This window comes from Herbiconiux sp. (assembly GCF_023264855.1).
Classification (GTDB): domain Bacteria; phylum Actinomycetota; class Actinomycetes; order Actinomycetales; family Microbacteriaceae; genus Herbiconiux.
Map to the genome: position 1 here is coordinate 1 of NZ_JAHFUW010000075.1, position 15,041 is coordinate 15,041.

At 68.8% G+C, this 15,041-nt stretch carries 14 protein-coding genes; 12 read left to right on the top strand and 2 right to left on the bottom strand.

Going from position 1 to position 15,041, the window contains the following annotated elements:
* The 4 genes from Q0D75_RS19965 to ndk form a co-directional block, all read left to right on the top strand.
* On the top strand, positions 1-2,880 hold a 2,880-nt coding region (locus Q0D75_RS19965; protein WP_291057447.1), incomplete at its 5' end, for a class I tRNA ligase family protein.
* Complete coding sequence (locus Q0D75_RS19970) at positions 2,873-4,378, top strand: folylpolyglutamate synthase/dihydrofolate synthase family protein (RefSeq protein ID WP_291057449.1); 1,506 nt, start codon at positions 2,873-2,875, stop codon at positions 4,376-4,378. The genes Q0D75_RS19965 and Q0D75_RS19970, both read left to right, overlap by 8 nt.
* Positions 4,378-4,755 carry a DUF4233 domain-containing protein gene (locus Q0D75_RS19975; RefSeq protein WP_291057450.1) on the top strand — a complete coding sequence of 126 codons (378 nt, stop codon included), beginning with the start codon at positions 4,378-4,380 and terminating at the stop codon, positions 4,753-4,755. The genes Q0D75_RS19970 and Q0D75_RS19975 overlap by 1 nt, the downstream gene beginning before the upstream one ends.
* Before the next feature lie 262 nt (positions 4,756-5,017).
* A complete protein-coding gene (gene ndk, locus Q0D75_RS19980; RefSeq protein ID WP_291057452.1) occupies positions 5,018-5,437 on the top strand; it encodes a nucleoside-diphosphate kinase in 420 nt (139 codons plus the stop codon).
* A gap of 29 nt (positions 5,438-5,466) precedes the next feature.
* Here ndk and Q0D75_RS19985 read toward each other — a convergent pair whose 3' ends face one another.
* Positions 5,467-6,081, bottom strand: coding sequence for a vitamin K epoxide reductase family protein (locus Q0D75_RS19985; RefSeq protein ID WP_291057454.1), 615 nt, complete (start codon positions 6,079-6,081; stop codon positions 5,467-5,469).
* A 257-nt stretch (positions 6,082-6,338) separates the two neighbouring features.
* On the opposite strand from Q0D75_RS19985, the gene Q0D75_RS19990 reads away from it, so the two are divergent.
* A complete protein-coding gene (locus Q0D75_RS19990) occupies positions 6,339-9,203 on the top strand; it encodes an Rne/Rng family ribonuclease (RefSeq protein WP_291057456.1) in 2,865 nt (954 codons plus the stop codon).
* Positions 9,204-9,290: 87 nt separating this feature from the next.
* Here Q0D75_RS19990 and Q0D75_RS19995 read toward each other — a convergent pair whose 3' ends face one another.
* Positions 9,291-9,563: a DUF4031 domain-containing protein gene (locus Q0D75_RS19995; RefSeq protein ID WP_291057458.1), complete on the bottom strand. Its 273-nt coding sequence runs from the start codon at positions 9,561-9,563 to the stop codon at positions 9,291-9,293.
* A 196-nt stretch (positions 9,564-9,759) separates the two neighbouring features.
* Between Q0D75_RS19995 and rplU the strand changes: the two genes are divergently transcribed.
* The 7 genes from rplU (at position 9,760) to nadD (ending at position 15,040) form a co-directional block, all read left to right on the top strand.
* A complete protein-coding gene (rplU, locus tag Q0D75_RS20000) occupies positions 9,760-10,068 on the top strand; it encodes a 50S ribosomal protein L21 (protein ID WP_291057460.1) in 309 nt (102 codons plus the stop codon).
* A gap of 12 nt (positions 10,069-10,080) precedes the next feature.
* Positions 10,081-10,344 carry a 50S ribosomal protein L27 gene (gene rpmA / locus Q0D75_RS20005; RefSeq protein WP_291057462.1) on the top strand — a complete coding sequence of 88 codons (264 nt, stop codon included), beginning with the start codon at positions 10,081-10,083 and terminating at the stop codon, positions 10,342-10,344.
* 91 nt (positions 10,345-10,435) lie between these two features.
* Complete coding sequence (gene obgE, locus Q0D75_RS20010; RefSeq protein WP_291057464.1) at positions 10,436-11,944, top strand: GTPase ObgE; 1,509 nt, start codon at positions 10,436-10,438, stop codon at positions 11,942-11,944.
* 41 nt (positions 11,945-11,985) lie between these two features.
* Positions 11,986-12,810, top strand: coding sequence for a glutamate 5-kinase (gene proB, locus Q0D75_RS20015; RefSeq protein WP_291057472.1), 825 nt, complete (start codon positions 11,986-11,988; stop codon positions 12,808-12,810).
* 43 nt (positions 12,811-12,853) lie between these two features.
* A complete protein-coding gene (locus tag Q0D75_RS20020) occupies positions 12,854-14,122 on the top strand; it encodes a glutamate-5-semialdehyde dehydrogenase (protein WP_291057466.1) in 1,269 nt (422 codons plus the stop codon).
* 68 nt (positions 14,123-14,190) lie between these two features.
* Positions 14,191-14,415, top strand: coding sequence for a hypothetical protein (locus tag Q0D75_RS20025; RefSeq protein WP_291057468.1), 225 nt, complete (start codon positions 14,191-14,193; stop codon positions 14,413-14,415).
* Positions 14,416-14,422: 7 nt separating this feature from the next.
* On the top strand, positions 14,423-15,040 hold the full coding sequence (gene nadD / locus Q0D75_RS20030; RefSeq protein ID WP_291057470.1) for a nicotinate-nucleotide adenylyltransferase: 618 nt from the start codon (positions 14,423-14,425) through the stop codon (positions 15,038-15,040).
* The last annotated feature ends 1 nt before the right edge of the window (position 15,041 follow it).

Sequence of the window (15,041 nt, forward strand, 5' to 3'; positions counted from 1 at the left end):
TACGAGGGCTACCGGGTGCTGCCGTACTGCTGGAAAGACGAGACGCCGCTCTCGAACCACGAGCTGCGGATGGACGACGACGTCTACAAGATGCGTCAAGACCAGACGGTCACCGTGACCTTCCCGCTGGTGGGCTCGCGCGCCGAGGCGCTCGGCCTCACCGCCGTGCGGGCTCTGGCCTGGACGACCACGCCCTGGACCCTCCCCACCAACCTCGCCCTCGCGGTCGGCCCCTCGATCGAGTACGCCGTGCTGCCGGCCGGCCCCAACGGAACGCTCGATTCCGAGGTGTCCCGCGAGCGTGCGGACGGTGCATCCGGAGCCGCCCCCACCGTGCTCGGCGCCGAATACCTGCTCGCCGTCGAGCTGGTGGGCAACTACGCCAAAGACCTCGGCTACGACTCGGCCGACGAGGCGAAGGCCGCCGTCTCGCGCACCATCACGGGTCGCGAGCTCGAAGGCGTCGCCTACGACCGCCTCTGGGACCACTACGCCGACACCGAGAAGTACGGCACGCAGAACGCGTGGCAGATCCTGGTGGCCGACTACGTCTCCACCAGCGACGGCACCGGCATCGTGCACCAAGCCCCCGCCTACGGTGAAGAAGACCAGAAGGTCTGCGAGGCCGCGGGCATCCCCGTGGTCATCTCGGTCGACGACGGCGGCCGCTTCCTTTCCAGCGTGCCCGAGGTCGAGGGCTTGCAGGTGTTCGACGCCAACAAGCCGCTCACCCAGCTGCTCAAGGCGCAGGGCCGGCTCATCCGCCAGGCCAGCTACGAGCACAGCTACCCGCACTGCTGGCGCTGCCGCAACCCCCTCATCTACAAGGCCGTCTCGAGCTGGTTCGTGCGGGTGAGCACCATCCGCGACCGGATGGAGCAGCTCAACCAGCAGATCGAGTGGGTTCCCGAGAACGTGAAGGAGGGGCAGTTCGGCAAGTGGGTCTCCGGTGCCCGCGACTGGTCGATCTCGCGCAACCGCTACTGGGGCTCGCCCATCCCGATCTGGAAGAGCGACGACCCGAACTACCCGCGCACCGACGTGTACGGCTCGCTGGCCGAGCTCGAGGCCGACTTCGGCCGCCTGCCGCTGAACCGCGACGGCCAGCCCGACCTGCACCGCCCGTTCATCGACGACCTCACCCGCCCGAACCCCGACGACCCCACGGGGAACTCGACCATGCGCCGGATCGAGGACGTCTTCGACGTCTGGTTCGACTCGGGCTCGATGCCGTTCGCCCAGGTGCACTACCCGTTCGAGAACCAGGACTGGTTCGCCACGCACAGCCCCGCCGACTTCATCGTCGAGTACATCGGGCAGACGCGAGGCTGGTTCTACGTGATGCACGTGCTCTCCACCGCGCTGTTCGACCGCCCGGCGTTCAAGAACGTGATCAGCCACGGCATCGTGCTCGGCTCCGACGGGCAGAAGATGTCGAAGTCGCTGCGCAACTATCCCGACGTCTCCGAGGTCTTCGACCGCGACGGCTCGGATGCGATGCGCTGGTTCCTGATGTCGTCGTCCGTCTTGCGCGGCGGCAACCTGATCGTCACCGAGGAGGGCATCCGCCAGGGCGTGCGCGAGGTGCTGCTGCCGCTGTGGAGCACCTATTACTTCTTCACTCTGTACGCGAACTCGGCGAAGGACGGGGGTTACGACGCCCGGTGGCGCACCGACTCCACCGACGTGCTCGACCGCTACCTGCTGGCCAAGACCCGCGAGCTGATCCAGGATGCGACGGCCGACCTCGAACAACTGGACGCGACGCTGGCCTCGGCCAAGCTGCGCGACTTCGCCGACGTGCTCACCAACTGGTACGTGCGCCGCTCGCGCGACCGCTTCTGGTCGGGAGACGACCGCGAGGCCTTCGACACCCTCTTCACCGTGCTCGAGACGGTCACCCGGGTGGCCGCGCCGCTGCTCCCGCTCGTCTCCGACGCCGTCTGGAAGGGCCTCACCGGCGGGCGCAGCGTGCACCTCACCGACTGGCCCGACGCGAACCTGTTCCCGGCCGACCCCGGGCTCGTGCACACCATGGACACCGTGCGCGCCATCTCGTCCACCGTGCTCTCGCTCCGCAAGCAGGCCGGTCTCCGCGTGCGGCTGCCGCTCGCGACGCTCACGATCGTCGCCGACGACGCGGCCGCGCTCGGCCAGTTCGAGGGCATCCTGAAAGACGAGCTGAACGTCAAGGCGGTGCGCCTGGTCGACCAGTCCGAGTCCAGCGCCGCCGAGTTCGGCGTCACCTCGCGGCTCACGGTCAACGCCCGGGTCGCGGGTCCGCGCCTCGGCAAGACCGTGCAGCAGGCCATCCAGGGCGCGCGCAGCGGCCAGTGGTCCGAGGCGAACGGCGTGGTCACCTCCGGCGGCATCGAGCTGCTCGAGGGCGAGTACGAGCTCGTGCTCGAGGCCTCGGCCGATGCATCCGGTGCCGACGGCGCCTCCAGCGCCCTGGCCCTGCTGCCCGGTGGCGGTTTCGTGCTGCTGGACACCACGCTCACGCCCGCTCTCGAGGCCGAGGGGCTCGCCCGCGACGTCATCCGGGCGGTTCAGGATGCGCGCAAGTCGGCGGGCTTCGAGGTGAGCGATCGCATCGCCCTCGACCTGGTGTTCTTCGCCGACGCCGATGCCGACGCCGTGCGCGCCGCATCCGGGGTCGTCGACATCGCGGGGGAGACGCTCGCCGTCGACTTCACCGTGCACGCGCCGGCCACCTCACCGGCCGTCGAGGCGAACCGCGAGGTGCTGGCCAGCGAGTGGCTGCCCGCGGTCACCGCGAAGGCGCCCGAGCACTTCGCGCGGATCGCCGGCGGAAAGTACGCCAACCAGGATGAGTTCCTCATCGCCGTGAGCCGGAAGTCGGTGACCCAGAATGTCTGACAACTTCTTCGGAGGCGACTTCGGTCCGCCCGCCGACGACCCGAACGAGCCCGAGAACGACGGGGTGAACATCCCCCGACCCGACGACGACTTCGACGGGGTGGGACTGGATGCGCCCGACGAGTTCGTGGAGGAGGGTGACGCGGTCTACGCCGCGCTGCTCGCCCGCCTCGGGGAGGCCTCGCCCGAGCCGCGCCTCTCGGCGACGCGCCGGGCGGTCGAGCTGCTGGGCGACCCGCAGCGCAGCTATCCGATCATCCACATCACCGGAACCAACGGCAAGACCTCGACCAGCCGCATCACCGAGAGCCTCTTGCGGGCACTCGGCCTCCGCACAGGCCTGTTCACGAGCCCGCACCTGGAGCGCCTGAACGAGCGCATCATGATCGACGGATCGCCCATCTCGAACGAGGCGCTGGCCGCCAACTGGCGCGACATCGAGCCGTTCCTCGGCATCATCGACGCCGAGCTGGAGGCCGAGGGCGAACCGCGCCTGACCTTCTTCGAGGCGCTCTCGGTGCTCGCCTTCGCGTGCTTCGCGGATGCGCCCGTCGACGTCGCGGTGATCGAGGTCGGGATGGGCGGCGAATGGGATTCCACCAACGTCGCCGACGGCCAGGTGGCCGTGTTCACGCCGATCTCGCTGGATCACACGGCACGACTCGGCAACACGGTCGCCGAGATCGCGCGCACCAAGTCGGGCATCGTCAAGCCGGCCGCCCAAGTGGTCAGTGCCGTGCAGCCCGCCGAGGCGCTGGCCGAACTGCAGCGGGCCGCCGAGCTCTCCGAGTCGACGTTCGCGGTCGAGGGCGAGCAGTTCCGGCTGGTCGAGTCGAAGGTCGCCGTCGGTGGCCAGCTGGTGTCGATCCAGGGGCTCGCGGGGCGCTACGACGAGCTGTTCCTGCCGCTCTACGGCAACCACCAGGGCCACAACGCAGCAGTCGCCGTAGCAGCGGTGGAGTCGTTCCTCGGCGGCGGCACGCAGGCGCTCGTCGACGACGTGGTCACCGAGGGCTTCGCCACGGTCACCTCGCCCGGCCGCCTGCAGCTGGTCGGCACCGAACCGACGGTGCTGGTGGATGCGGCCCACAACCCCGGCGGTGCGCAGGCGCTGGCGGCGGCCGTCACCGAGTACTTCACCTTCGACAAGGTGATCGCCGTGATCGCGGTGCTCGCCGACAAAGACGTGGAGGGCATCATCCGCGCCCTCGACCCCGTGGTCGACGAGTTCGTCGTCACCTCGTCGGCCTCCGATCGCGCGATCGACCCCGACGAGCTCGCCTCGATCGTGGTCGGCATCGCCGGTGCCGACCGGGTGCTGGTCGAGTACTCGCTCGACGCGGCGCTCGACGAGGCGCGCAGTCTCGCGGGGGAGTCGGAGAAGGGCGCGGTGCTGGTCACCGGGTCGATCACGCTGGTCGGCGAGGTCATCGCCCTGGCCGAGCGTGAAGGCTGGAAGGGCGAGGGCTTCGCCAGCGCTCCGGGACGGGCAGAGTAGTGCGCGGGTCATCCCTCCGTCAGAGCCTCGCCTCGATCATCCTCGTGTTCGAGGCGGTCGTGATGTTCTTCGCCGCGCTCACGATCTTCGGCCTGAAGGCGCTGCCGGCCGGCCTAGCGCTCGGCGGCGGTGCCGCCGTGTGCGTGCTGCTGATGGCGACGGCCGGGATCGTGATGCGCTTCAACCGCGGCTACATCCTGGGCTGGGTGCTGCAGGCGGTCATCGTGGCGGCGTGCTTCCTGGTGCCGATGCTCGCCATCGTCGCCGTGATCTTTATCGGCCTCTGGGTCTACGCCATGATCAAGGGCGCCCGGGTCGACCGCGAGAAGGCGGCCTGGCTGGCGGCTCAGGCCGAAGAGGCGCCGCCGGCGGCCTGAGTTCCGGATGCCGGCGCAGAAGTGCCGCCACGGCATCCTCGAGGTCGGGGTCGATCGCGGCGCCCGTCAGGCACGCCCCGATCTCCTCGAAGCACTCGCCCTTCGTCTCATCTCGTTCGCAGAGGTGCTCGACAGTCCAGAGGCCGGCCCGCCGAGCAACAGTCACCCGCGCTGCTTCACTTCGGTGACGCTCATCCCGGCCCGCTAGGGTGTCTTCGGACTGTTCGCGCCGCGTATTCCGCGGCCCCCCGGAAGGATCACCGTGACCACGCACGTCGAAGAAACCCTCGTCCTCGTCAAGCCGGACGGCGTCGCCCGCAACCTGACCGGCGAGATCCTGCGCCGCATCGAGGCCAAGGGCTACCAGCTGGTCGACATCAAACTGATCGAGCCCGACCGTGAGCTGCTCGCGAAGCACTACGAGGAGCACCAGGGCAAGCCCTTCTACGAGCCCCTGGTCGAGTTCATGGAGTCCGGCCCGATCGTGGCCCTGCGCATCGCCGGCAACCGCGTGATCGAGGGCTTCCGCTCGCTCGCCGGCACCACCGACCCCACCACGGCCGCCCCCGGCACCATCCGCGGCGACCTGGCCCGCGACTGGGGCCTCGCCGTGCAGCAGAACCTCGTGCACGGCAGCGACTCGCCCGAGTCCGCCGCCCGCGAACTCGACCTCTGGTTCTAAAGCTCGCGCTCTGGTTCTAAGAGCAGACGCTAGAGCGTCTGGAGGATCGAGGTGATGGCGTCCAGCCTCAGCTGCGCCATCACCACGACCACCAGGTAGCCCAGGATGGCGAGCAGCCAGATCCACGGGTAGACGAGCGCCGCCACGTCGCGGCTGGCCCGGCCGTTGCCGAAGTGGCCGTGCTTGAGGTTGAACGCCGTCACGTAGAGGAACAGCGGTATCACCGCCAGCCACACGAGCATGCAGTAGGGGCAGAGCGTGCCCAGCACGAAGATCGACTGGCCGATCAGCCAGATCACGAACACCAGCGCCAGCGCCATGCCCAGGTTGAACAGCACCCAGAACCATTTCGCGAAGCGCGCACCGGCCAGGATCGCCACGCCGACGACGATCGGCGCCACGAAGGCCGCCACCCCGATCACGGGGTTCGGGAACCCGAACAGCGAGCCCTGCCAGCTGGCCATGTTCGGCCCGCAGCTCACCAGCGGCGAGATGTTGCAGCTCGGTACGTAGCCGGGATTGATCAGCGTCTGGATCTTCTCCAGCGTCAGATCGAACGCCGAGTACCAGCCCACGAGACCGGCGACGATCAGGAAGACGGCGAAGCCGATCGGACGTCGATAGGTCTCGGTCTGCTCGCTCACCCTCGGATTATTGCATGGCGCTTTCGCGAGCATTCTGGGAATGCGTGCGATAATCGTGGGAGGTCTCCACGAACGACGTGGCGGCCGCGATGACTTACCGAGTCGCACCATGAGTGGTGCAGACCCGGATACGGAATAGCGCGAACCGCGCTACGACAAGCAACACCAGTGCGGAGCCCCGCTGACGCAGGGTCCCACTCGTGAGAGAGTACCTGCCGGCAGGCGAGAGCCTCCGGCTGGCAAGGAGTGCACCAGAGATGGTGGAGAAAATTTCAGACAATGACCACGACAACAACGAGGGAACGGGGCGGCGCAAGGGCAGGCTCTTCGGCGGCCGCCGCGCCACGAGGAAAGCGGATGCCACGGCGCCCGTGATCCCGCCGGTGACTCCTCCCGTTCCGCCCGTCGCTCCTGAGGTGCCCGAAGAGGTTCCTGCAGAGAGCGCTACGGAGCCGGTTGCAGACGGTGCCGCCGCGGCATCCGGAACCGACGCCGAATCGCGCACCGAGACCGTGATCACGCCGGGCGCGCACGACGACGAGCCGGGTCTGGCGCCCTTCAGCGCCGCCGGCCCCGCCTCGGCGCAGGCTCCGGGGTCGCCGGCCGAGAAGCCGGCCCGGGCGCTGAGCACCACCTCGCTGTTCTTCCAGGCACCCGATCTGCCCGACCTCCCGCCGCTGCCCCCGCGCTCCGACCGCGACGGGCGCGACCCGCGCGACCGCGAGCCCCGAGACCGTGAGCCGCGCGACCGCGACGACCAGGCTCCCGAGTCGGGCGTGCGCCGCCGGTCGCGCCGCCGCTCGGGCGAAGAGAACCGCGGGGGAGACAACGACCCCGCGAACACCGTCGTCAAGGTTCGCGCGCCGCGCGAGCCCGAGCTCATCACCGAGCCGCAGCGCATCAAGGGCTCCACCCGGCTCGAGGCCAAGAAGCAGCGCCGTCGTGACGGCCGCGACGCCGGCCGCCGCCGCCCCGTGGTCACCGAGGCCGAGTTCCTCGCCCGCCGCGAGGCCGTCGACCGCGTCATGGTGGTGCGCGCCAAGAACGACAAGATCCAGATCGGCGTGCTCGAAGACGGCGTGCTGGTGGAGCACTACGTGGCCAAGGCCCAGGATGCCTCCCTGATCGGCAACGTCTACCTCGGCCGGGTGCAGAACGTGCTGCCGAGCATGGAAGCGGCCTTCGTCGACATCGGGCGCGGCCGCAACGCCGTGCTCTACTCCGGCGAGGTGGACTGGGATGCCGCCGCCGAGGCCAACGAGGGCAAGGGTTCGCAGCCCCGCCGTATCGAACTCGCTCTCAAGTCGGGCGACACGGTGCTGGTGCAGGTCACCAAAGACCCGGTCGGCCACAAGGGTGCCCGCCTCACCAGCCAGGTCAGCCTGCCCGGCCGCTACCTCGTCTACGTGCCCAACGGCTCGATGAACGGCATCTCGCGCAAGCTCCCCGACACCGAGCGTGCTCGCCTCAAGCGCATCCTCAAAGAGGTGCTGCCCGAGAACGTGGGCGTGATCGTGCGCACCGCGTCCGAAGGCGCCACCGAAGAGCAGCTGACGCTCGACGTCAACCGCCTCACGGCGCAGTGGGCGCACATCAGCGAGCTCGTGAAGACCAAGCAGGGCCCGCACCTGCTGCACTCCGAGCCCGACCTGCTGATCAAGATCGTGCGCGACGTCTTCAACGAAGACTTCCACCGCCTGGTCATCTCCGGCGACGAGGCGCAGGCCACGATCGAGAACTACCTCGCGGCCGTGGCGCCCGACCTGCTCGACCGCGTCGAGAAGTACGAGGGCGAGCGCGACGCGTTCGACGAGTACCGCGTCTCGGAACAGATCGAGAAGGCGCTCGACCGCAAGGTCTGGCTGCCCTCCGGCGGTTCGCTCGTGATCGACCGCACCGAGGCCATGACGGTCGTCGACGTCAACACGGGCAAGTTCGTCGGGTCAGGCGGCAACCTCGAAGAGACCGTCACCAAGAACAACCTCGAGGCGGCCGAGGAGATCGTGCGCCAGCTGCGGCTGCGCGACATCGGCGGCATCATCGTGGTCGACTTCATCGACATGGTGCTCGAGAGCAACCGCGACCTCGTGCTGCGGCGCATGATCGAGTGCCTCTCGCGCGACCGCACCAAGCACCAGGTGGCCGAGGTCACCTCGCTCGGTCTCGTGCAGATGACCCGCAAGAAGCTGGGCCTCGGCCTGCTGGAGTCGTTCAGCGAGCCCTGCGAGCAGTGCGCCGGCCGCGGCATCATCGTGCACCACGACCCGGTCGTGAAGCACCGCTCAGGCGGTCAGCAGTCCTCCGGCGGATCCAACGGCGCCGGAAACGGCGGCGGCCCGAACGGCAACGGCGGCAACGGCAACCGTCGTGGCCGCGGCGGCCCGAACGGCGGCGGCTCCTCGCCGGCGAACGGGAACGGCGGCCAGAGCGGTTCGCCCTCGAACGGCAACGGCGGAACGCACGCCATCACCGACGACGCCAAGAACGCCCTCGCGAAGATCGCGGCATCCACGATCGCGGGTACGCACGGCGAGCCCACGACTGCGACCGGTTCCGTGTCGCTCGCGGCCGTGGCCGACGCGGTCGAGGCGGCGGCGAACGCCCTGCACGCGGCTCAGGATGCCCCGGAGTCACCGGCTTCGGAGGCTCCCGTCTCAGACGCACCGGCCGCCGAGACGCCCTCGCGCAGCTCGCGTCGCCGCAAGTCGCGGCAGAGCAAGTCCGACACCGGAGAATCCGGATCGGCGACCAGCGCGCAATCCGCCGATCAGCCTGCAGTCGATGCCGTTCCGGCTGAGTCCGCTCCGGCCGATTCTGCTCCGGCCGACTCTGCTCCGTCTGACGCCGCTCCGGCGGAGGCGGCACCCGTCGAGTCCACTCCCGAGCCGGCTGAGGCCGCCTCGGAGCCCGAGATCGAGGCGCCCGTGGCGATCCTCGACATCCCGGTCAAGAAGGCCGCCCGCGCCCCGCGGGTGAGCCCTCAGGATGCGACGCAGCTGCTCGACTCGGTGCTGGATGCTCTCCCCGAGCCCAAGCAGCCCGGCCAGGGCCGCACCCGCAGCCGCCGCGTCTCGACGGCCGCCGTCTCGGCACCCGTGGAGTCCGACACCCCCGCCTCCTGACCCACCCCTTCGTCGACCCGTCACGTCGTGCCGGTATTCACCTCGAATACCGGGACGAACTGACGGGTCGACGTCGTGAACGAGCGGTCAGTGGGCGGGGCGGTCCCGGCCACGAACGCGGAGGCCGCTGTCGCGCAGGCGCGTGACGAGTTCGCGGTAGGTGACCGGGAGAGCACCGGCGGCGATGAGCGCCGCGTGCTTGTCGACGGGCACGTCGTAGTGGTCGAGGTCGAAGCTGCGCGGCGGGAGGCCGAATCGCCGGGCGAAGGCGTGCAGCTCCTCCAGCGAGTCGTCGCTCACCAGATGGCCCCAGATGGTACCGTGGGCTGGCCACATCGGTTCATCGATCAGCACGGTCACGCTGCCGAGTATCCCACTCGCATCCGTTCCCCCGCCAATCAGACCGGTTTGACCAACGCGGTCCAGTCGAGTAGGCTTGACCGCTGGTGTGCGTTGAGACTTGTCATCATCTGGATGACCTGCTCGCGTGATCGCCAAGACTTCCAAGCGTTGCAGATTGCGCTTTTGAGGGCCCTAGAAGAGTTAGGTACGTAAATTGGTTTACGCAGTTGTGCGCGCCGGTGGTCGGCAGGAAAAGGTTGAGGTCGGCACCATCGTCACCCTCGATCGAATCAAGGCCGACAAAGACGGCAACATCGAGCTGGCGGCAGTGCTGCTCGTCGATGGTGAGAACATCACCTCCGACGCCTCGTCGCTGTCCAAGGTGAAGGTCACCGCCGAGGTCCTCGAAGACCTCCGCGGCCCGAAGATCGTCATCCAGAAGTTCAAGAACAAGACCGGGTACAAGAAGCGCCAGGGCCACCGCCAGGAGCTCACCCGCGTCAAGGTCACCGGAATCAAGTAAGGATCAGGGCTAATGGCACACAAAAAGGGCGCGAGTTCCACTCGCAACGGTCGTGACTCCAACGCACAGCGCCTCGGCGTGAAGCGCTTCGGTGGCCAGGTCGTCGGTGCGGGCGAGATCATCGTCCGTCAGCGCGGCACCCACTTCCACCCCGGCGTGAACGTCGGCCGTGGCGGAGACGACACGCTGTTCGCACTGGCCGCCGGCTCCGTCGAGTTCGGTGCCAAGGGCGGCCGCAAGGTCGTCAACATCGTCGCATCGGCCGTCGCCGAGTAGCGTCGTACGGATTTCGAGCAGGGGTGGGCATCGCGCCCGCCCCTGCTTTTCCTTTTAGATCACAGAGTTCAGAGAGCATGAGGGAACCGGAATGGTGACTTTCGTCGACCATGTCACCCTCCACCTGCGGGCGGGTCACGGAGGCAACGGATGCGTGTCCGTGCGCCGCGAGAAGTTCAAGCCGCTGGCCGGCCCCGACGGCGGCAACGGCGGTCACGGCGGCGACATCGTTCTGGTGAGCGACCCGCAGACCACCACGTTGCTCGGCTTCCACCGTGCTCCGCACAAGTCCTCCGACAACGGCGGCCCCGGCATGGGCGACCACCGGGCCGGCGCCAATGGCGAAGAGCTCGAGCTGATGGTTCCCGTCGGCACCGTCGTCAAAGACGTCGAGGGCAACGAGCTCATCGACATGGACGAGCCCGGGATGCGCTTCGTCATCGCCGAGGGCGGTCAGGGCGGGCTCGGCAACGCCGCGCTCTCCACCACCAAGCGCAAGGCGCCCGGATTCGCGCTGCTCGGCACCGAGGGCTGGCAGGGCGACGTGCTGCTCGAGCTGAAGACGGTCGCGGATGTGGCCCTGGTGGGCTACCCCTCCGCCGGCAAGTCGAGCCTCGTGGCCGCCCTCTCGGCCGCGAAGCCGAAGATCGCCGACTACCCCTTCACCACGCTGCATCCGAATCTCGGCGTCGTGCAGGCGGGCGAGGTCCGGTACACCGTCGCCGACGTGCCCGGCCTCATCGAAGGCGCGAGCGAGGGCAAGGGCCTCGGCCTGGAGTTCCTGCGCCACGTCGAGCGCTGCAGCGCTCTGCTGCACGTGCTCGACTGCGGCACCCTCGAGCCCGGCCGCGACCCGATCAGCGACCTCGACATCATCCTGGGCGAACTCGGCGCGTATCCCGTGCCCGAGGGCCAGCTGCCGCTGCTTGAGCGCCCGCAGCTGATCGCGCTCAACAAGATCGACATCCCCGAGGCCCGCGAGCTCGCCGAATTCGTGAAGCCCGAGCTGGAGGCGCGCGGCTACCGCGTGTTCGAGATCTCCACGGCCACCCACGAGGGGCTGCGCCAGCTCTCCTTCGCGCTGGCCGAGCAGGTCGAGACCGCCCGCACGGCCGCCGCGGCCGAGGTGAAGCCGGCCAAGATCGTGATCCGCCCGCGTGCCATCGACGACGCCGGCTTCGTGATCAAGGTCGAGGGCGGCAGCCACGGCAACATCTACCGCATCATCGGCGCCAAGCCCGAGCGCTGGGTGCAGCAGACCGACTTCACCAACGACGAGGCCGTCGGCTTCCTCGCCGACCGGCTCGCGAAGCTCGGCGTCGAAGACCAGCTGTTCAAATCCGGAGCCGTCTCCGGGTCGACCGTCGTCATCGGCCGGGGCAACTCGATCGTGTTCGACTGGGAGCCCACGCTCACCTCCACCGCCGAGCTGGTCACCGCTCCGCGCGGAACGGATGCCCGTCTCGACAGCCCGCGCCGCCGCACGAGCAACCAGCGCCGCGAGGAGTACTACGACCTGATGGACGCCAAGTCCGAGGCGCGCGCCGAACTGGTGCGCGAGAAGGAAGCGGGGCTCTGGGACACCGAGGACGAGTCGTGACCCTCGGTCGCACTCCTGAGGGTCACGGCGGGTCGCCCCGGCTGGTCTCGCGGGATCAGATCCCGGCGGCGCGCCGCGTGGTCGTCAAGGTCGGCTCGTCGTCGATCAGCGGCGAGAACGCGGGCCAGATCGAGCCCCTCGTGGATGCTCTGGCCGCCGCCCACGCGCGCGGCACCGAGATCATCCTGGTCTCCTCGGGCGCCATCGCAACAGGGATCCCCTTCCTCCAGCTCGATGCGCGCCCCACCGACCTCGCAACCCAGCAGGCTGCGGCCGCCGTGGGTCAGAACGTTCTGATCTTCCGGTACCAGAACAGCCTCGACCGTTACCGCATCGTGGCCGGGCAGGTATTGCTCACCGCCGGTGACCTGGAGAACCCCACGCACCGGTCGAATGCGCAGCGCGCGATGAACCGTCTGCTCGGTCTGCGCATCCTGCCGATCGTCAACGAGAACGACACCGTCGCCACCCACGAGATCCGTTTCGGTGACAACGACCGCCTGGCTGCTCTCGTGTCGCAGCTGGTGGGGGCGGATGCCCTCATCCTGCTCTCCGACGTCGACGCCCTCTACACGCGGCCTCCCCAGGAGCCCGGTGCGGTGAAGATCAGCACGGTACCGCTGGGCGACGATCTCGCGGGTGTCACCTTCGGCGACATCGGAGCGGCAGGTGTCGGCACCGGGGGAGCCGCCACCAAGGTCTCGGCCGCCCGCCTTGCGGCAGCCGCCGGAACCGCCGTGCTGGTCACCTCGACGGTCCGCGTCGCGGAGGCCCTCGCCGGCGCCGACATCGGCACCTGGTTCGAGCCCGCCCCCGTCACGCGCACCCTCACCCCCACGGGTTCCATCGCGCTCGCACTCGACTGAGCGTGCCGCCCGGCTCCGGGCCGGGCACGCGTAGACTTTTCGCATGCCTGAGGTCGTAGAAGTCGCCGTGTCGTTCGACGAGAAGCTGGCCGCCGCGCGAGACGCGTCGCGGGTTCTCGCCATCACCACCACCGCGCAGAAGAACAGCGCGCTCGAGGCGATCGCCGCCGCGATCGAGAACGGCGCCGACGAGGTCGTGCCCGCCAACGACCTCGACCTCGCGAACGGCCGGGAGAACGGACTCAGCCAGGGGCTGCAGGATCGCCTCCGGCTCGATGCGCCGCGCCTCGCCGCTCTCGCCGCCGCTGTGCGCGAGATCATCGGTCTCACCGACCCGGTGGGCGAGACCGTGCGCGGCAGCAAGCTGCAGAACGGCGTGCGGATCGACCAGGTGCGCGTGCCCTTCGGCGTGGTCGGCGCCATCTACGAGGCGCGCCCCAACGTCACGGTCGACATCGCGGCGCTCGCGCTCAAGAGCGGCAACGCGGTCGTGCTGCGGGGCGGGTCGGCGGCCGAGAACACCAACCGGGTTCTCGTGCGCCTCATCCAGGATGCTCTCACCCGGGCGGGCCTGCCCGCCGCATCCGTTCAGACCATCGACGAGTTCGGCCGCGACGGCGCGAAGCGCCTGATGCAGGCCCGCGGAGCGGTCGACGTGCTGATCCCGCGGGGGAGTGCGCAGCTGATCGAGACCGTGGTGACCGAGTCGAAGGTGCCCGTGATCGAGACGGGGGCCGGGGTCGTGCACGTCTTCCTCGACGAATCGGCGAACCTCGACTGGGCGGTCGACATCGTGCACAACGCGAAGGTGCAGCGTCCCAGCGTGTGCAACGCCCTCGAGACCTTGCTGGTGCACGAGAAGGCGGCGCCCCGGGTTCTCGGCCCGGTGCTCGAGAAGCTCGCCGCCTCCGGGGTGCTGGTGCACGGAGACGACGCCACTCGCGCGCTGTTCCCGGATGCCGTGGTGGCCACCGAAGACGACTGGGCGACCGAATACATGGCTCTGGAGATCGCGGTGCGCGTGGTGCGTGACGTCGACGAGGCGATGGATCACATCCGCCGCTACTCGACCCACCACACCGAGTCGATCATCACGAACGACCTCGGCACCGCCGAGCGGTTCCTGAACGAGGTCGACTCCGCGGTGGTGATGGTGAACGCCTCAACCCGCTTCACCGACGGCGGCGAGTTCGGCTTCGGCGCCGAGGTGGGCATCTCGACCCAGAAGCTGCACGCCCGCGGCCCGATGGGCCTTCCCGAACTCACCAGCACCAAGTGGCTGGTGCGGGGGTCGGGGCAATCGCGCAAGTAGCGGTATCGTAAGAGGGTTCGTTCGACGCGCCGCCCCGGGGCGGCGCTGATTCTCATGTGGGAGTTGCAATGTCAGTACTGGTGAGTGTGCTCGCTGAAGCCGTGGACCACCCCATGGAGCTGCCCTTCCCTCCCATCGTGTTCGGCCTGATCGCCGCCGTCATCTTCACGGCGCTCGCCTTCGTCACCTGGAGCTACCGCAACGTGGCGAACCGCCACCCGCAGAAGTCGGCCAAGTACGCGGCCACGCACGATGTGCACGGTCACGCCGACCGCACGGGCGCCGACCACTAGTCAGGGCATGACGATCGACGCCGGGGTGTCGGGGGAGACGCGCAGACGCCGCATCGGCGTGATGGGTGGAACCTTCGACCCGATCCACCACGGGCACCTCGTGGCCGCCAGTGAGGTGGCCACCTCCTTCGACCTCGACGAGGTCGTCTTCGTGCCCACCGGCCGGCCCTGGCACAAGCAGCCGGTCACGCCGGCCGAGCACCGCTACCTGATGACGGTCATCGCAACCGCGTCGAACCCGCGCTTCACGGTGAGCCGGGTGGACATCGATCGCGGCGGGGTCACCTACACGATCGACACCCTGCGGGACATCCAGGCCGCGCATCCCGACGCCGACCTCTTCTTCATCTCGGGCGCCGACGCGATCGCGCAGATCCTCAATTGGAAAGACGTCGACGCGCTGTGGGATCTCGCCCACTTCGTGGCCGTCTCCCGGCCGGGTCACACCTTCGCCATTTCGTCTTTACCGCGCCAAGACGTAAGCTATTTGGAAGTGCCTGCGCTTGCGATATCGTCCACTGACTGTCGCGGCCGGGTCGGCCGGGGTTTTCCGGTGTGGTACTTGGTACCCGACGGTGTCGTTCAGTACATCACCAAGCACCATCTATATCGGAGTGTTGAATGAG